23 protein-coding genes are annotated in these 25,253 nt (G+C 65.7%); 5 read left to right on the forward strand and 18 right to left on the reverse strand.

The features are described 5' to 3' along the window. Positions 1 to 8 precede the first annotated feature (8 nt). Genes ACOQPE_RS01130 through ACOQPE_RS01140 form a run of 3 tightly spaced genes read right to left on the reverse strand, consistent with a single transcriptional unit; the run spans position 9 to position 3,261 of the window. On the reverse strand, positions 9 to 962 hold the full coding sequence (locus ACOQPE_RS01130; protein ID WP_420610104.1) for a carbohydrate ABC transporter permease: 954 nt from the start codon (positions 960 to 962) through the stop codon (positions 9 to 11). Then, positions 959 to 1,909: a carbohydrate ABC transporter permease gene (locus tag ACOQPE_RS01135; protein WP_420610105.1), complete on the reverse strand. Its 951-nt coding sequence runs from the start codon at positions 1,907 to 1,909 to the stop codon at positions 959 to 961. Before ACOQPE_RS01135 ends, ACOQPE_RS01130 begins: the two co-directional genes overlap by 4 nt. Then, the gene (locus ACOQPE_RS01140; protein WP_420610106.1) at positions 1,906 to 3,261 is read right to left on the reverse strand and encodes an alpha-glucosidase/alpha-galactosidase; all 1,356 of its coding nucleotides are present in this window, start codon (positions 3,259 to 3,261) and stop codon (positions 1,906 to 1,908) included. Before ACOQPE_RS01140 ends, ACOQPE_RS01135 begins: the two co-directional genes overlap by 4 nt. A 216-nt stretch (positions 3,262 to 3,477) precedes the next feature. On the opposite strand from ACOQPE_RS01140, the gene ACOQPE_RS01145 reads away from it, so the two are divergent. Both ACOQPE_RS01145 and galK read left to right on the forward strand, forming a co-directional pair. Further along, the gene (locus tag ACOQPE_RS01145) at positions 3,478 to 4,449 is read left to right on the forward strand and encodes a LacI family DNA-binding transcriptional regulator (RefSeq protein WP_420610107.1); all 972 of its coding nucleotides are present in this window, start codon (positions 3,478 to 3,480) and stop codon (positions 4,447 to 4,449) included. Beyond that, complete coding sequence (gene galK / locus ACOQPE_RS01150; RefSeq protein WP_420610108.1) at positions 4,446 to 5,615, forward strand: galactokinase; 1,170 nt, start codon at positions 4,446 to 4,448, stop codon at positions 5,613 to 5,615. Before ACOQPE_RS01145 ends, galK begins: the two co-directional genes overlap by 4 nt. A gap of 21 nt (positions 5,616 to 5,636) precedes the next feature. On the opposite strand, the gene galE is transcribed toward galK, so the two are convergent. Genes galE through ACOQPE_RS01165 form a run of 3 tightly spaced genes read right to left on the reverse strand, consistent with a single transcriptional unit; the run spans position 5,637 to position 8,732 of the window. Further along, on the reverse strand, positions 5,637 to 6,596 hold the full coding sequence (gene galE, locus ACOQPE_RS01155; protein WP_420610109.1) for a UDP-glucose 4-epimerase GalE: 960 nt from the start codon (positions 6,594 to 6,596) through the stop codon (positions 5,637 to 5,639). Between the two features lie 25 nt (positions 6,597 to 6,621). Continuing rightward, the gene (locus ACOQPE_RS01160) at positions 6,622 to 7,659 is read right to left on the reverse strand and encodes an aldo/keto reductase (protein ID WP_420610110.1); all 1,038 of its coding nucleotides are present in this window, start codon (positions 7,657 to 7,659) and stop codon (positions 6,622 to 6,624) included. Between the two features lie 56 nt (positions 7,660 to 7,715). Continuing rightward, positions 7,716 to 8,732: a fatty acid desaturase gene (locus ACOQPE_RS01165; RefSeq protein ID WP_420610111.1), complete on the reverse strand. Its 1,017-nt coding sequence runs from the start codon at positions 8,730 to 8,732 to the stop codon at positions 7,716 to 7,718. 117 nt (positions 8,733 to 8,849) lie between these two features. Here ACOQPE_RS01165 and ACOQPE_RS01170 point away from each other — a divergent pair, with 117 nt between their 5' ends. Both ACOQPE_RS01170 and ACOQPE_RS01175 read left to right on the forward strand, forming a co-directional pair. Continuing rightward, positions 8,850 to 9,593 (forward strand): SDR family oxidoreductase, encoded by a 744-nt coding sequence (locus ACOQPE_RS01170; protein WP_420610112.1) that lies wholly within the window; start codon positions 8,850 to 8,852, stop codon positions 9,591 to 9,593. Positions 9,594 to 9,663: 70 nt separating this feature from the next. Further along, positions 9,664 to 10,788: an ATP-binding protein gene (locus ACOQPE_RS01175; RefSeq protein ID WP_420610113.1), complete on the forward strand. Its 1,125-nt coding sequence runs from the start codon at positions 9,664 to 9,666 to the stop codon at positions 10,786 to 10,788. A gap of 149 nt (positions 10,789 to 10,937) precedes the next feature. Here the strand turns inward: ACOQPE_RS01175 and ACOQPE_RS01180 are convergent, their stop codons facing one another. From ACOQPE_RS01180 to ACOQPE_RS01195, 4 genes are read right to left on the reverse strand one after another with little or no spacing between them, the layout of a single operon-like run. Further along, positions 10,938 to 12,461 carry a hypothetical protein gene (locus ACOQPE_RS01180; protein WP_420610114.1) on the reverse strand — a complete coding sequence of 508 codons (1,524 nt, stop codon included), beginning with the start codon at positions 12,459 to 12,461 and terminating at the stop codon, positions 10,938 to 10,940. 41 nt (positions 12,462 to 12,502) lie between these two features. Continuing rightward, entirely contained in the window at positions 12,503 to 13,618 is a 1,116-nt protein-coding gene (locus ACOQPE_RS01185) for a hypothetical protein (protein WP_420610115.1), read from the reverse strand. Then, positions 13,615 to 14,445 carry an FAD binding domain-containing protein gene (locus tag ACOQPE_RS01190; protein ID WP_420610116.1) on the reverse strand — a complete coding sequence of 277 codons (831 nt, stop codon included), beginning with the start codon at positions 14,443 to 14,445 and terminating at the stop codon, positions 13,615 to 13,617. The genes ACOQPE_RS01185 and ACOQPE_RS01190 overlap by 4 nt, the downstream gene beginning before the upstream one ends. Before the next feature lie 13 nt (positions 14,446 to 14,458). Then, positions 14,459 to 14,968 (reverse strand): (2Fe-2S)-binding protein, encoded by a 510-nt coding sequence (locus ACOQPE_RS01195; protein WP_420610117.1) that lies wholly within the window; start codon positions 14,966 to 14,968, stop codon positions 14,459 to 14,461. A 135-nt stretch (positions 14,969 to 15,103) separates the two neighbouring features. Between ACOQPE_RS01195 and ACOQPE_RS01200 the strand changes: the two genes are divergently transcribed. Next, a complete protein-coding gene (locus ACOQPE_RS01200; RefSeq protein ID WP_420610118.1) occupies positions 15,104 to 15,691 on the forward strand; it encodes a TetR/AcrR family transcriptional regulator in 588 nt (195 codons plus the stop codon). A gap of 6 nt (positions 15,692 to 15,697) precedes the next feature. Here the strand turns inward: ACOQPE_RS01200 and ACOQPE_RS01205 are convergent, their stop codons facing one another. The 8 genes from ACOQPE_RS01205 to ACOQPE_RS01240 all read right to left on the reverse strand — a co-directional run bounded on the left by ACOQPE_RS01205 (position 15,698) and on the right by ACOQPE_RS01240 (position 25,064). Continuing rightward, positions 15,698 to 16,099: an FtsB family cell division protein gene (locus tag ACOQPE_RS01205; protein WP_420610119.1), complete on the reverse strand. Its 402-nt coding sequence runs from the start codon at positions 16,097 to 16,099 to the stop codon at positions 15,698 to 15,700. Between the two features lie 44 nt (positions 16,100 to 16,143). Further along, the gene (eno, locus tag ACOQPE_RS01210; protein WP_420610120.1) at positions 16,144 to 17,439 is read right to left on the reverse strand and encodes a phosphopyruvate hydratase; all 1,296 of its coding nucleotides are present in this window, start codon (positions 17,437 to 17,439) and stop codon (positions 16,144 to 16,146) included. Between the two features lie 57 nt (positions 17,440 to 17,496). Beyond that, entirely contained in the window at positions 17,497 to 17,991 is a 495-nt protein-coding gene (locus ACOQPE_RS01215; protein ID WP_420610121.1) for a MazG nucleotide pyrophosphohydrolase domain-containing protein, read from the reverse strand. 24 nt (positions 17,992 to 18,015) lie between these two features. After that, on the reverse strand, positions 18,016 to 19,065 hold the full coding sequence (locus tag ACOQPE_RS01220) for a hypothetical protein (protein WP_420610122.1): 1,050 nt from the start codon (positions 19,063 to 19,065) through the stop codon (positions 18,016 to 18,018). A 58-nt stretch (positions 19,066 to 19,123) separates the two neighbouring features. Further along, positions 19,124 to 22,732: a transcription-repair coupling factor gene (gene mfd, locus ACOQPE_RS01225; protein ID WP_420610123.1), complete on the reverse strand. Its 3,609-nt coding sequence runs from the start codon at positions 22,730 to 22,732 to the stop codon at positions 19,124 to 19,126. Then, the gene (pth, locus tag ACOQPE_RS01230; RefSeq protein ID WP_420610124.1) at positions 22,729 to 23,313 is read right to left on the reverse strand and encodes an aminoacyl-tRNA hydrolase; all 585 of its coding nucleotides are present in this window, start codon (positions 23,311 to 23,313) and stop codon (positions 22,729 to 22,731) included. Before pth ends, mfd begins: the two co-directional genes overlap by 4 nt. Before the next feature lie 65 nt (positions 23,314 to 23,378). Further along, on the reverse strand, positions 23,379 to 24,023 hold the full coding sequence (locus ACOQPE_RS01235; RefSeq protein WP_420610125.1) for a 50S ribosomal protein L25: 645 nt from the start codon (positions 24,021 to 24,023) through the stop codon (positions 23,379 to 23,381). Positions 24,024 to 24,080: 57 nt separating this feature from the next. Beyond that, positions 24,081 to 25,064, reverse strand: a complete 984-nt coding sequence (locus ACOQPE_RS01240) for a ribose-phosphate diphosphokinase (RefSeq protein WP_419855637.1) — start codon at positions 25,062 to 25,064, stop codon at positions 24,081 to 24,083. Between the last annotated feature and the right edge of the window lie 189 nt (positions 25,065 to 25,253).

Consider the following 25,253-nt stretch of genomic DNA (forward strand, 5'->3'; position numbering starts at 1 on the left):
GGTGGGGATCACTTGATCCCCGAGAAGCCGATCGAGTCGACGACCTTCCGGCCGAAGGCCAGGAAGATCACGATGATCGGCAGGGCTGCGAGCAAGGTGCCCGCCATCAGGCCCGACCAGTCCGGGGAGGTCCCCGGCTGCTGGGCCGTGAACTGTCCCAGCGCGACCGTCAGCGGCTGTCGCGCCGGATCTCGGGCCACCACCAGCGGCCAGAGGAACTCGTTCCATGCAGTGATGTAGGTGAGAATCGACAGCGTCGCGAGCGGGGCAGCGCTCATCGGCACGATGATCCCGAAGAACGTCCGGAAGTGACCTGCGCCGTCGAGCAGCGCCGCTTCCTCCACTTCGCGGCTGATGCCGAGGAAGAACTGGCGCAAGAAGAACACCGCGAACGGCGTCATGAAGAAGAACGGAGCGATGATCCCCGGGTAGCTGTTCAGCCAGCCCAAGTTCTTGACCAGGACCAGGTTGGGAATGAGCGTGAAGATGGGCGGGATCATCAACCCGCTGAGAAACAGGAAGAACAGCTTGTCGCGGCCCCGGAACCTGAGTCGAGCGAACGCATACGCGGCCATCGCCGAGAACGCCACTTGCCCAATCGTCACCGCGGTGGACACGATGACGCTGACCTTCAGCGACTGCAGGAAGTCGAAGGAACCGGTGTTCTGGCGCCCCAGGCTCTCGAGGATCTCCTCCTCGCTGGCGGTGCCCAGCACCCGCTCGAAGTTGTTGTCGGTGTAGCCGACAGGAAGCAGGCTCTGCTCGCCGGCGAAGAGCTGGCCGTTGGTCGACAAGCCGGTGCGCAGCGCCCACCAGAACGGGAAGACGCTGATGACGAGGATCGCGATCATGAAGGCCCACGCTGCGGCGCGCCCGATCCCCCGCTTGCGCAGCCGGGCCGAAGGCGGCGGGGCCGCGGCTGACGGCGGCGCGAGCCCGTCGTCGAGCGCGGTGGCGCTCATGCCAGGTCGCTCTCGCCGGCCCGCAGGAGCTTGAGCTGCAGGAAGGTGACCGTCAGCAGGATCGCGACCAGCAGCACCGAGATCGTGGCCGCGTAGCCGAGCTGGTTGAAGTCGAACGCGTTCTGGTAGATGTACAGGTAGATCACCCGGCTGGCGTTGGCCGGTCCGCCCGGCTGGCCGCCGAACCCGCCGGTGGCGACGAAGACGGTGTCGAACACCTGCAACGAGCCGACGATCGTGATCACCAGCACCAGCGCCAGGATCGGGCGCAGCAGCGGGATGGTGATGTCCCGGAACATCTGGCGCTCGGTGGCGCCGTCAACGGCTGCCGCCTCGTAGAGACTGCGGGGGATCGTCTGCAGTCCGGCGAAGATCAGCAGGGCCGTGTAGCCCATGTGCCGCCAGGTATTGATGCCGGCCAGGCTGGGGATGACCTTGCCGGTGTCGGTGAAGAACCTCACCGGGTCCATGCCGAACAGGCCCAGGAAGTCGTTGACGATGCCCAGATTCCCGTCGAGCATCCAGACCCACAGCAGCGCCACGATCACGTTGGGGATCAGCCAGGGCAGCAGCAGGATGCCGCGGATGGTCACCGACTTGGTGAGCCGGTCCATGAGCACGGCGATGGCGATCGCCAGGACGGTCTGCGATGCGATGTTGATCACCGTGTACTTGAACGTGATCTTCAGCGATTCCCAGACCTGGCGATCGTTGAACAGCCGGTCGTAGTTGTCGGTACCGACCCAACTCCCCCTGTTGGCGATCAGGTTCCAATCGGTGAAGCTGATGTACAGGCCTCGCAGCGCGGGGTAGAGATAGAACGCAACGAATCCCACCAGCGCGGGCAGCAGGAACCAGAACGCGGATCGCCAACCGCCGTGCAGGCTGGCCGACCCGAACAGCGAGCGTCGGCGCGGCACCTGCGCGGGTGCCGCTGTCGACGTCACGCAACCTCTCCTGCGGCTCGGCCCGGCTGGCGCAGCGATTCCGGGATGTAGGTGCCGTGCGCCGCGATCAGGTCATCGACCAGCGACCAGATCTGGTCGAGATCGAGTTCGGCCGCGGTGTGGGGATCCAGCATGGCGGCGTGGTACACGTGCTCACGGCAGCCGGTCCGCAGCGCTTCCACGGTGAGCTGCTGCGGACCGATGTTGGTTCGCATGAGTGCCGCCAATTGCGGCGGCAGCGGTCCGATTGCGTGGGGCATCACGCCTCGGCCCCCCACGGTGGCCGGCACTTCCACAGTGCAGCCCGCCGGAAGATTGTCAATCAGGCCGTCGTTCGGAACATTGACGTAGACGACTCGTTCCGTGCCCGTCGCGAGGCTGTGGATGATCCGCGGCGCATACTCGTCGCTCGCGGGTATCTCCAGCGGATGCTCGGGGTCTTCGAGGCGCTGACGGAGCTCTTCCCATTCGGCGATCTGTTCCTCGCAGCGCCGTATGTACTCCCGCACGGGAATCTTGAACCGCTCGACGAGGTCCGGTCGCCCCTCCTTCAGGAAGTAGGGCGTGTACTCGGCGAAGTGCTCGCTCGACTCGGTCACGAAGTAGCCGAGCCGTCTCAGCATCTCGTACCGGACCGCGTCGTGGAGTCCCCACTCGCCGCGTCTTGGCGCATGCTGCGGATCGCGATGGAGCTGCTCAAGCCTCGGATACAGGTCCGCGCCGTGATGCTCCAGCTTCAAGAAGAAGCACATGTGGTTGATGCCGGCAGCGAGATAGTCCATCTCGGTGGCCGGGATGCCCAGGTCTTCAGCCAAATGCTGCGCTGTGATCGGGACGCTGTGGCAGAGCCCGTACGCCTCGACGTCTGCCAGAGCTGACAGGCCCCACATGTTGATCGCCATCGGGTTCGCGTAATTCAGCATTCGTGCGCCGGCGCCGAACTCGTGCATGGCCTCGGCGACCTCCACCAGCGCGGGCACCGTCCGCAGCCCGCGCATGATGCCGCCGATGCCGATGGTGTCTGCGATCGTCTGGGTCAGCCCGTATCGCTCCGGCAGGTCGAAGTCGTGGACGGTCGCCGGCTCGAACCCGCCGATCTGGAACATCGTGATGACGAAGTCGGCGTCCTCGACCGCAGCATGCAGATCCGTCGTGGCCATGAGCTTGGCGCGTGCGCCCCGCGCCGCCACCAACCGGTGCCCGACGATCTCCGACGTTCGCAGTCGCTCGCGATCGATGTCGTGGAGTCGGATGTCTAGTTCGTCGCGCAGGTCGTCATACGCGAGGAGATCACTCATCAGATTGCGGGAGAACACTGTGCTCCCCGCTCCGACGAATGCGACTGCGACCATCTGCCCCCCTGGTCGTTCGCTGGCCAAAATAGCATACGTCAACGTTGGCGTCAACGTTGACGTCAACGATGGCGCAAGACTGGGGCTGAATCAGCTCAGCCAGTAGGTTCGTGCGGGGAGCGCGCACCGCCAGTTGCGGCGCACGAACCGAGAGCCAACGCCAGCCGGCGGATGGCGATCGGGAGGGTCATGGACAGGGAAGCAACTCTTCACGACGTGGCCGGCAAGGTCGGCGTCTCGCCGCGGACCGTCTCGCGCGTGGTCAATGACGAAGGGGGCTACAGCCCCGAGACCCGCAAGAAGGTGCTGGCGGCCATCGAAGAACTCCGCTACCGGCCCAACATGGTCGCCAGGGCGCTGATCACGAAGCGGAGCGGCACCGTCGGCCTGGTAGGCGGCGACATGACCGACCCGTTCTTTCCCGCGCTCGCCGAAGGAATCCAGCACCGTGCGCGCGAAGCGGGCCAAACGATGTTCTTCGCCAGCACCGGCAGCGATCCTGATCGGCAGGCAGAGGTGCTCCGATCGTTCTGGGCCCGCGCCGTGGACGGCGTCATTGTCTTTCCCGCGCTGGACTCGATCGATCAGCTCACCGACTACGGGCGGCGCGGGCTGCCGATCGTGGTCGTGGACGACCTGGTCGAGGCGCCCAACGTGGCCTGCGTGCTGTTCGACCTCGAGGAAGGCGGGCGTTTGGCAGCACGGCACCTGCTCAGCGCCGGCCGCCGTCGCATGGGCGTCATCAGTGCCACGGTCTCGCCTCCGCGGCGGCGCCATCGAGAACGCGGATTCCTCGCGGCCTTGACCGAGGCCCGTGGCGATCATCTGCCTGCCGTAACCGCGGAGGCCGACCCGACGGTGAGGGGTGGCGAAACGGGCTTTGCAGAGCTGCTGTCGCTGATGCCCGACCTCGACGGCATATTCGCCTACAACGACCTCGTGGCCATCGGTGCGATGCGTGCCGCCGCCGCGAGCGGCCGACGCGTGCCAGACGACATCGCCGTGGTGGGCTGTGACGACATCGAGATGAGCACCTACATCACGCCGGCGCTCACCACTATCCGGCTCGACCGCGGCCGACTCAGCAACGAAGCCGTCACCGCACTCGGTGACTTGATCGATGCGCCGGCGCAGCGGCGGCCGCCCGTGGTGCTGCCCGTCGAATTGGTGGCCCGCGAGTCGGCGTGACAAATCGCGCACCAGCGGCTGAGCGCGCCGTTGCGCTGCATCGCGAAAGGTGGGGCGCGCCCGCTGTGGTCAGCAGGGCACCAGGACGGGTCAATCTGATCGGCGAGCACACCGACTACAACGACGGGTTCGTGCTGCCGATGGCGATCGAATTCGACACGGTTGTTGTATTGAGCCGAGCGCAGCGTGACCGTGCCGGCAGTGACGTCGTCAGCACCGTCGTGTCTGAGCAGTTCGGCGAAGCATCGCTCGATCACCAGCGAGATCAGATTGATACGACGCACTGGTCGGCCTACGTCTTCGGCGTGAGCCGACTGCTCGACGGTTGCGGAATCGCGACCGAACCGTGGCGATGCTCGGTTGCCACCGATGTTCCGATCGGTGCGAGCTTGTCTTCTTCGGCGGCACTGGAGGTCGCCATGGCGGCTGCACTGCTGCACCTTGCAGGCGAGAGCTGGGATGCCGTGGCGACGGCTCAGATCTGCCAGCGCGTCGAGAACGAAGTGGTCGGCATGCCGTGCGGGATCATGGACCCGCTCATCTGCGCGAGCGCAGTAGAGGGGCACGCCTCGTTGATCGACTGCCGGTCGCTCGACATCGAGCCGCGGCGACTTGTCGACGGGTCCGTCATCGCGATCCTGGACACGATGACGCGCCGGGAACTGGTCGATTCCGCGTACGCCGACCGGCGTGCCGCCTGCGCTCGGGCGGCGGACTGGCTCGCCACCGATGCGCTGCGAGACGCTCAGCTGGATGCGATCGAACGCATGCCCGCCGACCTCAGAACCGAGCGCCGACGGGCGCGGCACGTCATCACCGAGAACGAGCGGACGCAGGCAGCCGCGCGTGCAATGGACTCAGGCGACGCCGACGCCCTCGGCGCACTCATGAACGCAAGCCATGCCAGCCTGCGCGACGACTACGAGGTCTCGGGCCCGGCGCTCGATGCCATGGTGGGGATCGCACAGTCCAGCCCTGGGTGCAGGGGCGCTCGCATGACCGGTGGCGGTTTCGCCGGCTGCGCCGTGGCGCTCGTGGAAGCTGAGGCGGCAGAAGCCTTTACGCGCACTGTGCGCGACCGATACCGGGCTGCGTGCGGGCTCGACGCAGATATCTGGCTGTCGCAGCCAGCGGCGGGCGCTTCGCTCATCGGCGGCGGTGAGTGAGGCCGGGGACGGCTCTGGCGGTCAGTCGGCGTGGGCTGCCGCCGAGGCCACGATCTCTTCCAAGGTCGACTGCGACGGCTCCCAATCAAGTACACGACGGGCTCGCTGCGGCGAGGCGACCAGCTCGGCGGGATCGCCGGCACGGCGAGGCCCGGCCTCATAGGGCACTGCCCGACCCAGCTCGTGCTCGACTGCAGCGATCACTTCCAGCACCGAATGACCTCGACCCGCTCCGAGGTTCAGCACCGTCGTGTCGCCGCCGTCGCGCAGGTAGCCGAGCGCCAGCAGATGCGCGTGCGCCAGGTCGGATACATGGATGTAGTCGCGCACGGCGGTGCCGTCGGGGGTGGGATAGTCGGTGCCAAACAGCTTCAGTGGCGCGCCTGGATTCGTTGCAGCGCGTATCGCGAGAGGCACCAGGTGCGTCTCTGGTTCGTGGCGTTCCATCCGGCGGGAGGTCGCACCCGCGGCGTTGAAGTACCGCAGCGAGACTGAGCGCAACCTGTTGGCTGAGTCGTACGCAGCCAACATCTGCTCGACCACCATCTTCGTCCAGCCGTACGGGCTGGTTGGCTGCAGCGGCGCATCCTCGCTGATCGGCACCGACGAGGCGTTGCCGTACACCGCTGCTGACGAGGAGAACACCACCTGGCGGACGTGGTGGTCGGCGAGGGCCTCGAACAGCCGGGCCGAGCCGACGATGTTGTTCTCGACATAGGTGCCCGGGTCATGGACTGACTCGGCCACGGAGATCAGGCCAGCGAGATGGATGCACGCGTCGACGCCATGGTCGTCGATGAGCTGCCCGATGTGCCCCGTGTCGCAGATATCTGCGGTCTCGAAGGACCCACCCGAGGAGAACTCCGGCTGCACCGAGCGAGTCAGATTGTCGACGACGAGGACGCTCTCGCCGCGCTCGATGAGAGCGTCGACCACGACTGATCCGATGTAGCCGGCCCCGCCCGTGACAAGCACCGTCATGGGGACCCCGCCGCCATCATCCCGATCAGCTGGTGCCGAGCGAGAGCAGGTTCTCGACGGGCTGGTAGAGCTCTTCCAGGTAGGCCGTGTCGTCGGCGCTGAGCTCGATGGTCGTGGCCTCGACGAGCTGATCGAGCTGGCTGATCTTGGACACGCCGACCACGGGCGCGGTGATCTCGGGTTTGTTGCTGAGCCATGCCAAGGCGATCTGGGCGGGGCGCACATCGAGCCGCTCGGCCACCTCGGACACCCGCGCGGCGATGTCGAAGTCGCGCTCACCCAAATAAAGACTCTCAGTGCGGGCACGATCCTGGCCCTTGGAGCGGTCGGTTGTGCCGGCGTCAAGACTGCCCTGGTAGGACCCGGTGAGAATGCCCCGCGCCAGCGGCGACCACGGCGTGAGCGCCACGCCGGTGGCTGCGCAGTACGGGTTCATCTCGCGCTCTTCCTCTCGGTAGATGAGGTTGTAGTGGTTCTGCATCGACACGAACTTGGTCCAGCCGCGCATCTCGGCAGTGAGCTGCAGCTCGGCGAATTGCCAGGCGAACATGGACGAACCGCCGAGGTACAGCGCCTTGCCCGCCTTGACGACATCGTGCAGCGCTTCCAGCGACTCGGCGATGGGCGTCTGCGCGCTGCCGGGGATGCCGTGCGGGTGGCGGTGGATGATCAGCTGGTCCACGTAGTCGACACCGAGGCGGCGCAGCGAATTGTCGACCCCCTCCATGATGTGCTTGCGGCTCAGGCCGTTCTCGTTGGGGTTGCGCCCCATGGGCATCGAGACCTTGGTGGTCAGCACGTACTTCTCGCGCGGCAGCAGCTCGCGCAGGATCTGCCCCACCACCTCTTCGGACGCACCCACCCCGTAGATGTCGGCACAGTCGAAGTAGTACAGGCCGCGCTCGATGGCGGCCTCAAAGATGGGACGGGCCTCCTCGACGCCCAGGGTCCAGTCGCCCTGGTGGCCCCGTCCGGGCACGCCGAAGTTCATGGTTCCCAAGCAGAGCTCCGACACCTGGAGACCGCAGTTCGAACCGAGCTGGGCGGATTTCAGTCGCGACATGGCCACGAAACGTATTCGACGGCGGCCCCGGTCCGTCGGCCTGCCCCGCCGGTGTTTCAGGATTGCTGTGCTGCGGGTTCCGGCGACCCTGCGGCGAGCGCCCGCCAGAGCGAGCGATACGTGGGCCATGCGGCTTCGGGCGGCAGGTAGCCATCTTCTTCCAGCACCCGCTGCAGCCGCTTCAGGTTGCGGGCCGGAACACCCGAATCGACGTGGTGAGCCAGGTGATATCCGACGTGATACGGCACGAACAGCACCCGGGCCAGCCAGCTCTGGCAGATGTGATGCGTCGTGTTTCGACGGTCGGCGGTGCGGGTCATACCGCCGTGCTCGGCAATGGCCCGCAGCCGGTTGATGATCTGGTACCAGGTGAAGAAAGGCACCGTCCACAAGAACAGGTACAGCCACGGGTGCCCTGCGAGCCAGAATGCCGCGAACACGATGGCCTGGCCTGCGAAGAACCGCAGGCTGAGCGGCAGGAACTTGAGCTTGGCCAAGCCGGTGAACCGGGGCTTGACGATGCGCCATGCCGACACGCCCACCGCATCCCGCACGAACTTCCGACGGAGCGACCGCCAGGCAATCGGGTAGAACGAATACAGCAGGAAGTCGGGCTCCCGGGGGCCGAACTCGTCACGGTGATGGTTGGCGTGGCCCCGGCGGTAGTGGTGAGCGCCGGTGCCGAACGGGAGCCAACCCACCAGGTTGATCCCGATCCGGTCGTTCAGCCAGCGGTTCGAGAACAGCAGCCGGTGCGCCGCCTCGTGGTGCAGCACGAACATCCGCAGCTGCAGCGTGCCGATAACGGGCACCGCAGCGACCAGAGCAAGCCAGTGCCCGATGGCAACCACCAGAGCGATGACCGCCACCGGCGCCGCCATCGTGGCGATGACCTCGATCGCATTGATGAAGTTGGGGATGCGACGCAGCTCCGCCCGAAGGGCCGGTTTGGGCCGGCCGTCTGCGCGCAGGCGGTCCGACCCCTCGAACCGGGGCAGATCCGGCCGCGTCATACCACCGGTCATCTTCGCGACGAGCTCGTCGTGCGTCGGCGGCGCGGCGGTCACGCTCACACTTCGATGCTACGGCGCACGAGGGCTGCGCAGGGGCGGTCGGCTGTTGGCTACGGTTCCGGGCGACCACAAACCAGTCGGGAACTGTCGCGGCCGGTTGAGACAAGGGAATCGACGATGGACTTGGGAATCTCAGGACGGACCGCGGCAGTAGCTGCCGGCTCAGCAGGGCTGGGACTCGGATCGGCCAAGGCGCTTGCGGCCGAGGGAGTGCGGGTGGCCATCTGCGGCCGCGACCCCGAGCGCTTGGCGGCAGCCGCCGCGCAGATCGACGGCGAGGTGCTCTCGATCACTGCCGATCTGGGCAACCCCGATGAGGGTCGCAGCTTCGTCGAGCAGGCCATCGAAGGTCTCGGCTCGGTCGACATTCTTGTCACCAACGCAGGCGGCCCGCCTCCGGGCATGTTCGAGAGCACCGAGATCGACGCCTACCAGATGGCCTTCGACATGAACTGCAAGGCCATGATCGAGATGTGCCGGGTGGCCGTTCCGCCGATGCGCGAACGCGGCTGGGGCCGGGTGTGCGCCATCACCAGCGTCGGCGTCAAGCAGCCGATCCCGTTCCTGCTTGCCAGCTCCGTTGCACGGGCCGGTCTCACCAGCTTCCTCAAGATCACGGCCCGCGAGGTCGCAGGCGATGGCGTGACCGTCAACTCCGCCCAGCCCGGCACCCACTGGACCGACCGGGTCGCGAAGATGATGGACCGCGAGCAGGCCGGTCAGAGCAACCCGATGGGCATCTGCGGCGAATCCGACGACTTCGGCGCTGCAGTGGCATTCCTGTGCAGCGAGCAGGCCAGGTTCATCACCGGCACCGGTCTGCTCATCGACGGCGGCCAAGCCACCGGCCTGCTGGACTGACTTCCCTGCCCGAACGTGACAACAAACCTAAAAGTGAGAACTTAGCAAAAAGTGATAATCTCACAAAAGCATGACGGCTGCGGCGGCTGACAACCCTTTTCTGCCGACGTTCGGAACGACACCGCCGACGCTGGCCGGCCGCGACGATGTCGTCGCCCGATTTGCACGCGCCTTCGAACGGGGTCCGCAGCATCCCGACTACACCATGCTGATCACCGGGGTACGCGGCTCGGGCAAGACCGTGCTGCTGAACGAAGCCGAGGATGCGGCACTGCGACTCGGCTGGCGCGTGATCTCGATGTCGGCGTCGGTGCGCGACCTGTGCCGTCTCATCACCAACGCAGCCCACCGACATCTCCACGAAGCCGTCGACGGTGCATCGCCCCGGCGAATCTCGTCGGTGAAGGTGATGGGCGTCGGCGTCGGATTCGAGCCCAGCGAGGAAACCGACGCAGCGCGCAGCGACATCGACCTGCGTTCCGTTCTTACCTCGCTTGCGGAGCGCCTCGCATGCGACTCGACCGGGCTGCTGCTCACCGTCGACGAACTGCACGCCGTGTCGCTGCCCGAGGCCACGGAACTCGCGGTCACCATTCAGCACGTCACGCGACGAGAACTGCTGCCTGTCGCCTTCATCGGCGCAGCCCTGCCCGAAATAGACGAGACACTGCTAGCTGATCGTGGCATGACCTTCTTCCAGCGCTGTGCTCGTGCCCGGCTGGAAGCGCTCGGACACGATGACACGGCGGATGCGATCAGACTCCCGATCCGCGAAGCCCACGGACACATCGACGATGATGCACTCGAACACTTGGTGAGGGACTCAGGCGGCCATCCGTTCACCATTCAGCTCGTCGGCTACCACAGCTGGGAGATGGCGGCGCCCACCGCCCGCATTAGCGCCACGCATGCAGCCGCGGGGGCCTTGGAAGCCGATCATGCAGTACTGGAGCAGATCGTCAAGCCGATCTGGAGTGGACTGTCGAGCATGGATCGCACATTCCTATGGGCGATGTCACTCGACGAAGCCGACTCGGAGATGAGCCGCATTGCAGAACGCATCGAACGCTCCCCGAACTTCGCACAGACCTACCGGCGGCGACTCATCGACGCGGGCGCCATCGAAACGGCCGGGCGAGGCAGAGTCAGGTTCAGCTACCAGCAGATAGGACCCTGGCTACGCTCCCAGCGATAGCAACCCCGTCGCATTGCTGTGCAACCGATAGAGCAAGTTCATCACGCCGGCACGGGAATGCTAATCGACGATGGCCAGGCCACCAGTCTGCTGGATTGAGTCAGATCCGCTCAATAGGCCAGCGTGGGATCGTGCTCAACTCCACCGCGTCACCACCACTCGCGTCTGATGGTGATGGAGAGTGGGTCGTCGTCGGGGCGCGGAGCCAGAGGGCGAAGACTCTCAGGATCAGATGAATCAAGTGCGCTCAGCGCGTTTTCTGCGTCCGCACGCAGCCAGTCCGATTCTTCACCTCGAAGCTCATCCACGAACGCCTCCGGGCGCTCGGCCATCGCCCACAACATCGCCTTCACGTCTTCTCTCTGTTCATGCGGGCCTGCCGCCTGCACAAGCGTATCAACCACAGACCCGCCGAGATCAGGTATCAAAATGGCATCGTCATATTCGGGTTGTTCAGTCGCAAGCCCGCTGGATTCGCGTGCAAAGTCAACGTACCGCGGCATGCCGCGATTTCGTCCAGCAGATGGCTCAACCGCGGTATCGTTCGTATAGCAATGCTCCATCACGAGAATAGAGCGACTTCCATCGGCAGGATCAACGTCGTCAAACATGATCGTGTGATCATTTATTACAGCCCACCGGCGCAGAGCGTCTCTGACACCAAGAGAACGCGGATGGACATCGTCAAGTTCGCGATAGCTGATGCTCAGGTGGGCACATGTGTTTCCGGCACTGTGGTCTGTCCATTCAAGTGCATCCTCCACCACTGACGAGGACACTACGTCCGAATTCTGCCAATCTAGGCCAGACCAAATCAGCATTTCCCGCATCAACAATGCGCCGAGCGATCTACATCTACCTTCGCACTGCGACAAATCCTCATACTTGAGAAGTTCCGCCGTGCTAGATGGCCATTCCGAAATCGCCATACTTCCAAGTGCAGTTGGCTGAGTCGTATCCATTACCTCTGAAAAATAGCGACCACCCAATCCATATGTCCATTGCTGAGTACGGCGATGGAATCTTGACAATGACGAGAAATCTTCTGCCTGCGTCGCTAGACGCCAAGCCTCGTCAAATTCATCAAATACATATTCGCCTATGTCGTTTCGCTCAGTCCCGCCATCTAGGCGGAACTTGTGCCATGCGTTCATGCATGCCGCGGCAAAGCCCTCGGCAACTGCCAATCCTGTCAGATAGCGATCTGGCTCAGTCTGTAAGTCTGCCGCTAGTGATTCAGCGACTTCGGGATATCTTTGCAAATGCCATGAATGCACCAATTCATGCATGAGTGTCACGCGAGCAAGATCTGTTGACGCGCCCCGAAGCTTTGGGTGGAGATATATTGTCTCAGTTGCAACATCATAGCTACCCAATCGCTGATCGGCAACGGCCGCCGAGAACATGTCATACCGATCAAAGTCTTCCGTCACAAAACCCAAAAACTTAAACAGCAAATAGTCCGACTTGCTGTGCAGCGGATTAACGCTCTGCGAATCAAACCGCGCTTCGGGTAGTTGAAGGCCCTCAAATCGAATGCCACAAGATTCCTCGGCAAGGGCGACTGTCGACTCCACTAGCTCAGTGTCGATGACGGCATCAGCTGAAGCGCTCTCGTCGATCAACGTCGGTTGACCGACACATCCGCTCACCAGTACCACAAGCGCCAGCAATATGTTCGTGCAACCAGAGTGCAAATTGGATCGCTTGTCATCTAGTCAAAAGTGCAGCGGTAGACTCGATCGTCGTCACATGTATACCGATCACTCTGGCCCGCCCACAATGTGTGGTAGAGCGAGGTATGCCCAGCTATGCGGTATCGCAGGTCATGGCCGAATTCAAAGAATTTGCGTTGTTCGCTCGAATCGTACACAGACTCATAACCGAATGCTGGCTGCTCAAGAGAGCTCAACCATTGTGAATAGCCGTTACTGGGACGTGGATGTGCAGCGCAATCCCGGTCACGCTTGCGAGATAGATCAATTCGACAGCGACTGACGTTGTCGGCCACCACAAATTGACTACCTGAAGGATTCGCGTGGAATTCTTGCGAAAACCGTACCTCGTATCCGTTCAAGCCCATGCGATAGGTAACGTCAATGGACCCCACATACCGTGAAAATGATGCTGTGCCCCGCGTCACGATGATATATCGAAACGAGTGCGTAGCACGCCAATTGAATTGATTGGTGAGATAGGATTCAAGCCCCAAGCTGCCGCTGTTCATCAGGCCGGGGCTATCCGACAAGGAGTCGAGTGGATCCTGTGGATCTTCCGCATCAGTCGTGGCAAGTCCGCGGTGGCGCAGGCCGCTACCCGGTTCCCTGGTTTCGGCTAGCAGTGATGCCTGGGCATTTTCGACATCCGCCCTGAAACTTGCTTCGGACTCTCCTGGCAGCATTGCCGCATACCGGTCAACGTTCGCAGCCAAGTCCTGAAGGATCTCGGCAGCCGCGGTTCGAGATTCGAGATCATCGATCGCTCTGCGAACCAACGCGTCGATTGCCGATTCGCCGTCATCCAGAAACAGCAAGAGACACTCGCTGCTCTCGCAGTGCTCTTCTAGTTGCCTGATCTCCCCGGTCGTCGCTATCGCGCCGGACGTGTAACGACCAATGAACGGAGGCGAGTTCCCATCAATCCCATTCTGCCCGCCTATGCCTTGACCGGTCTCGGAAGATGGGAATTCACCAGCTAATGCGGCGGCAGCCGATGCTGATGGATCTGCGCCCGCTGTTGCCACGGGAAGCACGGTCGCCACCAATACGAATGCGGCAATCGCCAATAGGCGACGGCCGTAAGCGGCAGCAGTTCGGAGATGGTGCTTCATGCCGAGACGCCGGCTGCCTCGAGTGCCCGGCGGGTGAGCACCCGGGCGAGGTGGTTGCGGTAGTCGGGCGTGGCGTTCAGGTCCGTGGGGGCGTTTGTGCCCTCGGCAGCCTGTTCAGCGGCATCAGCCGCTGACGCTCCGCCTGCCAGCGCCGCCTCGACCGCACTGGCCCGCAGCGGCACTGAGCCCATGTTCACGAGCGCCACGTTCGTGCCGCCGTTGACGGTCACCGCAGCAGCGCCGACGATCGCCCAGTCCTGGGCCCGCCGGTTGAACTTCTGGTAGTTCCAGCCGGCGCCGGGGGCCTTCGGGACCCGGATCTCGGTCAGCATCTCGTCGTCGGCCAGCGCCGATTCGAAGTAGCCGGTGAAGAAATCGCCAGCAGCTATCTCACGGCTTCCGTTGGGCCCCTGAGCGACGAGCGTGCCGCCCAGCGCCAGCACTGCCGCCGGCAGGTCGGATGCCGGGTCGGAGTGGGCCAGCGAGCCGCCGATGGTGCCGCGGTGCCGCACCTGCGGGTCGCCCACCTCGCCTGCCACATGACCTAGCAGGGGGCACTCGGCAGCCAGCAGGTCGCTGGTCTCCAGCGCACGGTGGCGGGTAAGCGCACCGACGGCGATGTGGTCGCCGCCGTCAGTGATGTAGCTGAGATCGCCGACGCGGCCGATGTCCACGAGCACGCTCGGCACCGCCAAGCGCAGCTTCATCATCGGCAGCAGCGAATGGCCGCCGGCCAGCAGCTTGGCTTCGTCGCCATGCTCGCCGAGCAGCGCTATGGCCTCCTCCGCGGAGCCGGCCCGTACGTAATCGAATGCTGCAGGAATCATTGCTGCGCTCCCCTCAAGCCGCTGTCTCGCCGGCCGCGCAGGCCAGCACCGACTTGACGATGTTGTGGTACCCCGTGCAGCGGCACAGGTTCCCTTCCAGTCCCAAGCGGACGTCTCGCTCGGACGGGTCGGGGTTCTCATCGAGCAGCGATACCGCCGCCATGACCATGCCGGGAGTGCAGTAGCCGCACTGCAAGCCGTGGTTCTGGCGGAAGGCCTCCTGCATCGGGTGAAGCTCGTCTTCCGACGGCGCCAAACCCTCAATGGTCAGGATGTCCTCGCCGTCAGCCTGCACCGCCAACATCGTGCACGACTTCACCGATTCGCCGTTCACATGCACTGTGCAGGCGCCGCACGAGGACGTATCGCAGCCGATGTTCGTGCCTGTCAGCCGCAGATCGTCCCGCAGCCAGTACACGAGCAGCGTGCGCGGTTCGACATCGCCGGTACGAGTCTCGCCGTTCACCGTGACGCTGATCTCCACTATGACCTCTCCCGTCTCGTCGGCCTCCGGGCCGAGCATATTGTTCCGCGGCCGTGAGGCCGGGCGGCGTAGCACGCGGCCGCGAGGGCCGAGCGCGCACCATCATGCACCATGCGGCGGTCACGCGCAGACACGAGGACAAGCCCCCCGCAAGCGCAGCAGTAGTTTAGCGATGTGGCCGGCGAAGGGGCCAGAGCGGGTACTGGCGGCACGCCGGAACGCGCAAGCGAACCGGCACCGCCGGACACGCATGACTCGATCCTGCGGCGGGCCCGTGACCTGTTCGCCCGGCAGGGCTACCGCGGTACGTCGATACGGCAGCTCACCTCAGGACTCGGCCTCACGCCGGCAGCGCTCTACTACCACTTCACCGGCAAGGAAGACGTGCTCGCCGGGGTCTTGGCGCCGATGGAGCGCGACGGCGAGACGATCATCGCCAGGATGGCCCAACTTGAGCCGACGCCGGAAGCCCTGCGGGAGGTGCTCGATCGCTACTTCGACCTGCTGGCCCGTGACATCGTGGCGTTCCGGCTCGTCGCCGACGACGTCGACGTTCAGCAGAGCGCGGTCGGTCAACGGCTCCGAGCCCAAGCCAGAGACCTCTTTGCCTGGCTCACCGGATCTTCTCCCGAAGTCGAGGATCGGATCCGTGCGGCAGCCGCTGTGGGCACGATCCGCCTGTCGCTCGAGCAGAGCGGTGTGGAGCCCGACACTCACCGCGATGCGATCATCGGGCGGGCCCTGCAGATCATGACCGACTGACGAACGTCAACCCTCGCCATCGCCGAGCAGGTGGGCCACGCCCGGCAGCGGCCACGAGGTCGGCAGCGTGATCACGTCGGCAGGATCCACATTGAGGCGATACAGGGTGTCGCCTTCGCGCACCAAGGAGAGCTGCTCACGCGCAATCCGCTCCACCACCACCGGATCCTTGGCCTCGGCCACTCGGACGGTCAGGTGGGACGTCTCCGCCTGCAGCCGCTCGAGCGTGTCGGCGGCGTGGTCGATGCTGCGCCGCTGAGACGTCAGCGACTGCCAGGGGAACAGCAGCACCGCCAGTAGGCCGACGGCGCTCACCACGATGACCAAGCTGATGAGCACCGCCAGGGGCCGGGGTCGACCGTCCCGACGGCGAGCCTGCGTCGGCAGGTCCGCCGGCGCTGCAGTCATGGGCTCGAGGGCTTCATGGGCGCTGTGCCTCTGGGAAACGGGGTCTATGGGTCACGGGCAAGCGAGCTGCCGCCCCGGTACGCAGCATCTTCGCCGAGCTCTTCCTCGATGCGCAGCAGCCGGTTGTACTTGGCGACCCGATCGGACCGTGCCGGCGCGCCGGTCTTGATCTGCCCGCAGTTGGTGGCTACAGCCAAGTCGGCAATGGTGGTGTCCTCGGTCTCGCCCGAGCGGTGCGACATGACCGCGGTGTAGCCGGACCGTCCTGCCAACTCGACAGCATCGAGCGTCTCGGTGAGCGTGCCGATCTGGTTGACCTTCACCAGCACGCTGTTGGCGACGCCAGCAGCGATGCCACGCCCCAGCCGCTCGATATTCGTGACGAAGAGGTCATCGCCGACGAGCTGGACTCGCTCGCCGACCAAGTCGCCGAGCGTCGACCAGCCGTCCCAGTCGTCCTCGGCCATGCCGTCCTCGACTGAGCAGATCGGATAGCGCTCACACAGGTCGGCCAGATAGCCGGCAAATCCGGCAGCGTCGAGCTGGCGACCCTCACCGGCAAGGGTGTACACGCCGTCGGCGTGGAACTCCGTAGATGCCACGTCGAGTGCGAGTGCCATGTCGGCGCCAGGCTCGAAGCCGGCTTCGCTGATCGCTTCGATCAGCAGCGCGAGCGCCGCCTCGTTGGACTCCAGGTCGGGAGCGAACCCGCCTTCGTCGCCGACGGCCGTCGAGAGCCCGCGCGAGCGCAGCACGCCGCTCAGCACGTGATACGTCTCGGTGCCCCACCGCAGCGCCTCGGAATATGACGCCGCGCCGACCGGGACGATCATGAACTCCTGCAAATCAACGTTGTTGTCGGCATGCTCACCGCCGTTGATGACATTCATCATCGGCGTGGGCAGCACATGTGCATTGGCGCCGCCGACGTGGCGGTAGAGCGGCAACCCCAGCGTCGCTGCCGCCGCATGTGCGGTCGCAAGGGAGGCGGCCAGCACGGCGTTCGCACCCAAGCGAGCCTTGTTCATCGTCGCATCGAGCTCGATCAGCGTGTGATCGACCGATCGCTGATCGACAGCATCGAGACCTACCAGCGCCTCGGCGATCTCGCCGTTCACATGCCCTACGGCGACGGCGACCCCCTTGCCGCCATATCGCTGGCCGCCGTCCCGCAGCTCGACGGCCTCGAATTGCCCCGTCGAGGCACCTGAGGGCACGATGGCGCGGCCCACGGCGCCGCCTGCGGTCCGCACCTCAGCCTCGGTCGTGGGATTGCCGCGGGAATCGAGGACTTCGCGACCGGTCACTTGGACGATCTGCGTAGGCGCGCGCTCTGTCACGCATAGCGAGAGTACCGAAGGGCGGGCGCCGGCTAGCTCGTGCGCGCTTCGCGCCGGCTAGCTCGTGCGCGCTTCGCGCGCGGCAATCCGCCGAGCCCGGGCCTCACGCTCGGCGGCCTTGATCGCCTCCCATTGGATCGACAGCTCATCATCAGTGGGCTCGGGCGCACTCGGGTCGCGCTCGAACACGTGGGGATGGCGGCGCAGCATCTTGGCCTCAACGGTTTCGAGCACCTCAGCCAAGGTGAATGTTCCCGCCTGCTCGCCTATCGCGGCATTCATCAGCACCTGCAGCAGCACATCGCCCAATTCCTCGACGAGATCCTCGATCGCCGTGGCCGATTCGACCGTGTGGCCGGACAGCGCGTCTTCAGCTGCCTGCAACGCCTCGGCCAGCTCCGAAGCTTCGTCGAGTGCGTACGGAGCGAGCGTGGCGTGCGTCTGCGCCCGGTCCCACGGGCACTCCTGCCGCAGTCTGGTGATGACCTCATGAAGCGAAACGAGCCGGTGCCCCAGATCTGGTTCGGGGCCGGCGCACCGCTCAGTGGCCACGATTGCCCCCCCGCACGCAGCGGCTCACGGCAGGATCGGCAACGACACCCGCAGGTTGCCGGCGTTCCATGCGCCGAGCGCCGGGGCGACGTTCACCTCGTAGGTAGACATGGCCTCCGTCAGCACATGGCCCGCAAACGGCCCGATCGACGAGAGATCGGTGGCATCGGTGCGCAGCGAGTCCACACGCAGCACCACCCACAGCTCACCGGTCGGGCTCGCTGCAGACGGCAGCAGCAGCGGCGCTGTCAGTTCGCCGGGCTCCAGTTCGAGCAGAGCCAGCGCGAGCTCGCCGCCGCCGAACAGATCGAAGGGCTGGCCGCAGCCGATAGTGCCGTCAGTCTCGGTGAGTCCGGGCAGATTGACCGCGGCAGCGACATCGCCGAGGGGCTCACCAGCCTGTACGCGGTCGGAAGCCGCGACGGCGTCGGCCTCGGATGTCACGGCCAGCGCACTCACACAGTGAGGCGTCGCCAGCCGCTCGATGCTGGGATCGTCTTCGATAGCGCGCTGCTGAGCGAACTCCTCGAAGGGGCCCTCGAGGTGGGCCTGCACCTGCGCATTGATCTCTGCGTCAGGGAGGCCGATGTCGACCGGGAAGCCCGATTCGTCCAGCGCGATGCCGGCGAGGCGCAGCTGGATCATCGACGTGAGCCGGGACACGAATTCCTCGTGCGTCGGGTTCTCCGGGTCGTCCATGAGGGTGACAGGTGACTCGACGATGTTGGCTCGCACATCACCGATGAGGATCTGACCGCCTGGGAAGCTCGCCGCAACGGCGTCAGCGTCGGCGAGCAGCGCTTGATATGCGGTTTCTTGAGCTGCGCGCGCCGCGTCACGCTCGGCGCGATCGGCGTCCTCTTGCGCTTGTCGCTCGGCTTCGGTGGCGGCAGCTTGCGCCGCCTCTCGTGACACGACGCCGTCGCCGTCGGTGTCGAGCTCGGCAATGAGCTCGGCGTCGGGCTCAGGTTCGAGCCCAGTGTGAATGGTGACGACGTCGCCATCGTCCGCACATGCGAACGTCAGCAGTGCCACCAGCACCAGCGGAGCCAGCAGCGCAGCTCGTCGAGACATGGAACTCCCCCTGGCACGCACTGCGGGCAGGCTAGGTGCTGGCCGCGCCGGCAGTGCTTCACCCCGATGCAGCCGAGGGCCGCAGCTGCTGGCAGAAGGCGAACAGGTGCCCGACCGTGGCCGGCTTCAGCGCACGGACCGACAGCTGCACCTCGCGGTCGTCAGCCTTGTACCGGGCAGCGCTGAACGGCGTGCCAGCACAGATGCGCCGCATACGCAACTCCTCGCTCGCTGTGAGCACGAGCGGCCCGAAGCGCACCCTGCCGCCGTCGTGGCCCGGAGCGAACGCCACGGTTCGCATGCCGAGCCGGTGACACTCAGTGCGCAGCAGCGCGATGTGCAGCAGCGTCTGCGCTGCGTCGGGGACAGGTCCGTAACGGTCGATCCATTCGGCTTCGATGTCTGCCACCTCGACCAGCTCGGTCACGGCCCCGAGACGGCGATACGCCTCGAGGCGGCCCGTAGCGTCAGCCACGTAGTCGTCGGGCAGGTGTGCCGCCAGGGGCAGGTCGATCACGATCTCCGCAGGCTGGTCAGGTGTCTCGCCGTTCAAGGAGGCGACCGCCTCGCTGACGAGCTCGCAGTAGAGGTCGTAACCGACAGCCGCGATGTGCCCCGACTGCACGCCGCTGAGCAGGTTGCCCGCGCCGCGCAGCTGAAGGTCGCGCATGGCAATCCGGTACCCCGAGCCCAATTCGGTGGACTCGCCGATCGTGCGGAGGCGCTCATGGGCCTCTTCGGACAGCGAACGGCCCTCAGGGTGGAACAGGTATGCGTAGGCACGCTGGCCGGACCGGCCCACACGCCCGCGGATCTGGTGCAACTGCCCGAGCCCCAGCAGATCCGCGCGATCCACGACCAGCGTGTTGACGCTCGGCATGTCGATGCCCGATTCGATGATGGTCGTACAGACCAGCACGTCGTAGGCGCCGGCCCAGAAATCGATGACGATCTGCTCCAGCGTGCCCTCGTCCATCTGGCCGTGCGCCACAGCGATCCGCGCCTCGGGCACCAGTTCTGCCAAGCCCGCCGCCACCACATCGATGTCGGCAACCCGGTTGTGCACGAAGAACACCTGGCCCTCGCGCAGCAGCTCCCGACGAATGGCCTCACTGACGGCGCGCTCGTCGTACGTGCCGACGTGGGTGAGAATGGGCTGGCGCTCGGCGGGCGGCGTTTGCAGCAGCGACAGGTCCCGGATGCCGGTGAGTGCCATCTCGAGCGTGCGCGGAATGGGCGTGGCAGTCAGCGTCAGCACATCGACTTCGGCACGCAGGTGCTTGATGGACTCCTTGTGGCTCACGCCAAAACGCTGCTCCTCGTCGACCACCAGCAGACCCAAGTTCTTGAACTTGACGTCGTCCGACAGCAGCCGGTGCGTGCCGATCACCACATCTACGGTTCCGTCCGCGACCCCGCCGACCACTGCGCGCTGTTCGGCGGGCGTGAGAAAGCGGCTCAGCACCTCGACCCGGACGGGATGATCGGCATAACGCTCAGCGAACGTCTGGTGGTGCTGTTGGGCCAGCAGAGTGGTCGGCACCAGCACCGCCGCCTGTTTCCCGGCGCTCACCGCGCAGAACGCGGCCCGTACCGCCACCTCCGTCTTGCCGAAGCCGACATCGCCGCACACCAGTCGATCCATGGGCACAGGCTCTGCCATGTCCGTCAGCACCTCGTCGATCGTGCGGCGCTGATCGGGCGTAGGCGTGTAGATGAAACTGTCGGCCAGCTCTGCCATGCCCAGGCCGTGCGGATCGAATGCGTTGCCCGATGTGGTGATCCGTCGCTGGTACAGCACCACCAGCTCTTGGGCGATCTCGGCCACCGCGGCACGCACCTTGGCCTTCTGGCGCTGGAAATCGCTGCCACCCATGCGGCTGAGCCGGGGCGTCTCCCCGCCGATATACGGGCGGATGAAATCGATCTGCTCGGTGGGCAGGTAGAGACGGTCGGTTCCCCGGAACTCCAGCTCGAGGTAATCGCGCTCGTCGTCGCCGAAGGCTCGCCGGACGAGCCCTGCATAACGGGCGATGCCGTGATGGTGATGCACGACAAAATCACCGACGCTCAGATCCTCGAACGACGGCACCACGCCGGTCCGGCGTCGGGCTGCGCGATGGGCACGGCGGCGTCCGGTGAACTCCGCCTCCGGCAGCACTGCCACTCCGGCTGCAGGCGCAATGAAGCCGCCTTCGACGGGCGCCACCACAACGTGACCGCCGGGCGTCGGGGCGAAGCTGCCCGGTTCACGGTGCAGGCGCAGCGGCACCTCCTCCGCGCTCAGCGCATCAGCGAGACGGACCGCCGAGCTGTCGCCCTCGGCCGCCACGACGACAATTGGTCGCGCCGTACCTCCGCCCTCGTGATGCTGTGCACTGCTGGCCTCGTGATGCTGCGCCCCGGTCACGAGCCGGCGGAGCTGCCCCACGAGGCGCTTCGGATCGCCCGCGGCGGGCAGCCACAGCTCGGTGGCGATGTGCGGCCCCGGCAGGCCGTCCGCCGTGGGTGCCGCCGTGGAGTCGACCGACCACACCGCTGCGGGGCAGTGCGCCAGCAACCGATCGAATGCAACATGCAGCGGCGGAAACGGAGCCGGGGCATCGTCAGGGGCACTATCGCAGCCCTCATGGCCACGGCCAGGACTCCGCAGACCCCACGTCACTGCCAGCGACTGCGTGAGGTCATCGGTCTCTGCCTTGATGTCGGCGGCACGATCAGCGAGCCGCCGCGGCTCGCAGAGCAACACCAGCGAGTCGGGCGCCAGCAGGTCCGGCAGCACGATCTCGTCTGGGGCGAGCCACGGCAGCCACGACTCCATCCCGTCGAAGAGCTCGCCCCGGCTCAGGCGCTCCATGTGCTCGGCGCACCACGGCTCGCTGACGGCCAAGGCTGCGGCGCGCTCTCGCATAACAGCGTCAGGCCGCATCTCTCGTGCCGGGTAGATCTGCATCTGCGCAAGCTCCGCCACCGAACGCTGATCGGCAACCGAGAACTGTGTGAGACGGTCCACCTCGTCGCCCCACAGATCGATGCGCGCCGGCGCGTCGGCCGTGGGGCAGAAGACATCCACGATCCCGCCGCGCACCGCAATCTCGCCTCGATGCTCCACCTGATGTTCCCGCCGGTAGCCCCACGCCACCAGCTGCGACACCAGCTCGCCCAAGTCGCACCGGTCGCCCCGTGCGACGCGCAGCGATGCTGCCTCGTTGCCGAGAGCGTTCGGGCTGAGCCGCTGCAACAACGCCCGAATGGGCGCCACGATCACCTCGGCCCTCGGCTGTGGATCAGGCAAGGTGCCTGCTGTGGACGTGCTTCGCAGCGCCTCCAGCACCGCCAGCCGGCGACCCATCGTCTCGGTTGCCGGGCTCACGCGCTCGAACGGCAGCGTCTCCCACGCCGCAAACAGCGCTACCTGTCCTTCCCCCAGCCAGGTGCGGAGATCCTCCGCGTAGCGCTCGGCTTCGTTGGCGGTAGCGGTGACGACAAGGATCGGTGTGCGCGATCCCAGCGTCGCCAATCCGGCGGCGACGAAGGGGCGGGCTCCCTCGGCCACGGCAATCGAGCCGGACGCCCGGCCCAGCATCGACACGAAGCCGTGGTCGTTGCCGAGGCGCTCGGTCAGCCCCCGCAACGGTGCGTCGCTGACTGGGCTTGCCGGGCTCACTGGGCTTGGGGATCCCGTCCCCGCCGCCGAGCGTTCGTGACGGTCATCGCCGCCTCCATGCCCTCGCGCACCAGCACCTCAAGCCCTGCTACCGCGAGGTCTACGGCTGTTTCGATCAATGGCTCTTCGTGACCCCTCGGCCGCTGCAGCACCCACTTCTTGCCGGCTTCGGGCCGGGGCGGCTTGCCAATGCCGATGCGCAGTCGCGCGAAGTCCCGAGTGCCGAGCTGGTTGGCGATCGACGCCAAGCCGTTGTGACCGGCGGTCCCGCCGCCCGACTTGAAACGCACCTGGCCGGGCTCGAGGTCGAGCTCATCATGGACGACGACAAGGCGTGACGGCTCGACGATGCCGTGGCGCTTCACCAGCACGCCTACGCTGCGGCCGCTCTCGTTCATGAACGTGGTCGGGCATGCGAGCGTGAGGCGACGCTCGCCCAGCGTGGCCTGTGCCACTCGAGCGTGCTCGCGTCGCTGCACCGCGAAGTCGCACCGGAGCTTCGAGGCCCAGCGTTCGGTGGCCTCGGCTCCCACGTTGTGACGGCTTCCGGCATAGCGCTCGCCAGGATTGCCGAGACCCACCACCAGCCAGTCTGCGGCTGTTCCCCGCCGCGCGGCCGCCCGGCGGAACACGGACACCGGGGCGTTCAGTCCTCGTCGTCGGCTTCGTCAGCGTCGTCGAGGGCGTCAGCGTCGGCCGGCTCGCCTTCCTCGTCGACCTGCTCGGCGGCGACGGCAGCGCGCGTCCGCTGTGCGATCGCTACCAGCGTGTCGTCATCGAGCAAGCTCTCCATGCCCTCCGGCAGGGTGAGATCGCTGACGCGGATCGGGTTATCCAGCGAGAGCGACTCCACGTCGACGTCGAAGGCCGGGGGGATCACCCCCGCGGGCGATTCGACGTGCAGCGACATGAGCTGCTGCTGCACCACTGCGCCCTCACGGCCCGCCTGCGCCGCCTCGCCGACCAGCCGGATTGGCACATCCACCACTAGGCGCTCGTCGAGCGAGATCAGCAGGAAATCGACATGCGTAACGCGGTTGGCGATCGTGTCGCGTTGCATGTCCTTGACGATGGTGAGGTGGTTCTTGCCCTCGACCTCAAGGGTGATGATCGCGTTCGGGCCCGCTGCGTTCAGCGCAGCCCGAAACCGCAGCCGGTCCAGCGTGATCGACACAGGCTCGCTGCCGTGGCCGTACATCACTGCCGGGATCTTGTCTTCGGCGCGCAGACGCCGCGATGGACCCGAGCCGGTGGCATGACGGGTCTCGGCGATGAGCTTCAGCTGTTCCATGCTGGCCCTTTCGAGCACTGGGCGCCTAGTCGATAGCGACGAGACAGCCTACGAGTCTCAGAACAGGTTCTGGCCGTCGAATATCTCCGACACCGATGCGTCCTCGAACACCGATTCCAGGGCATCGGCGAACACGCCAGCGACGCTCAGCACCACCAGCTTGTCGAACTGCTTTGAGCTGGGGATCGGCACGGTGTTGGTGACGATGACCTGGCTCAGCGAGGAGTTCTTCAAGCGGTCCACCGCCGGCTCGGAAAACAGGCCGTGCGTGCTCGCACACATCACGTCGGCGGCGCCGTTGGCGACCAGCGTCTCGGTGGCCGAGCAGATGGTGCCCGCGGTGTCGATCATGTCGTCGATGATCACGCAGGTGCGGCCCGCCACCTCGCCCATGATGCCGAGCGCCTCTGACTCGTTGGCGTTGTCGGTGGCACGACGCTTGTAGATCGACGCGACGTCACAGCCCAGCCGTGTCGCGTAACGCTCCGCCACCTTCACTCGGCCGGTGTCTGGCGACACGATCACAGAGTCGGGGCCCATGACGCCGGACAAGTAGTCGATGAGCACCGGCGCGGCCGTCAGATGATCCACCGGGCCGTCGAAGAAACCTTGGATCTGACCGCTGTGCAGGTCGATCGACACGAGACGCTCAGCCCCGGCGACGGTGAACAGGTCGGCCAGCAGGCGTGCGGTGATCGGCTCGCGGCCGGCTGCCTTGCGATCCTGGCGGGCGTACCCATACAGCGGCGCCACTGCGGTGATGCGCTTGGCCGAAGCGCGCCGGGCGGCGTCGACCATGATGAGCTGCTCCATGATCGCGTCGTTGGGGCTCATGGTCTCGCAGGCGGCATGGCTCTGGATGATGAACACATCGCCGCCGCGGATCGACTCGGCAAACTTGCACTTGATCTCGCCGTTGGCGAAATCGATGAGCCCAGGGTCACCGAGTTCTACGCCGAGCTGCTCGGCAATCTCGGTCGCCAACTCCGGATTCGCCCTGCCGCTGAACAAGTGCAGGCGCTTCTTGGTGACCAGCTCCATTGCGTGTTCCTTTCGCAGCAGTCCCCTGGGCGCCGCGCTCAGCGCAGACGCCTTCACAACAGCACTAGCTGGGGATTGGGCAGAACGCTCGGCAATGGGTTTTGGCGGCATGTTCAGCAGTCCGGCGACAGTTGTGAGACTACCCGACCGCACCGCCGGAACCCCGGAGATTCAGGCATTATTGGCTGT

The organism is Candidatus Poriferisodalis sp. (genome assembly GCF_965219595.1).
Classification (GTDB): domain Bacteria; phylum Actinomycetota; class Acidimicrobiia; order Acidimicrobiales; family Poriferisodalaceae; genus Poriferisodalis.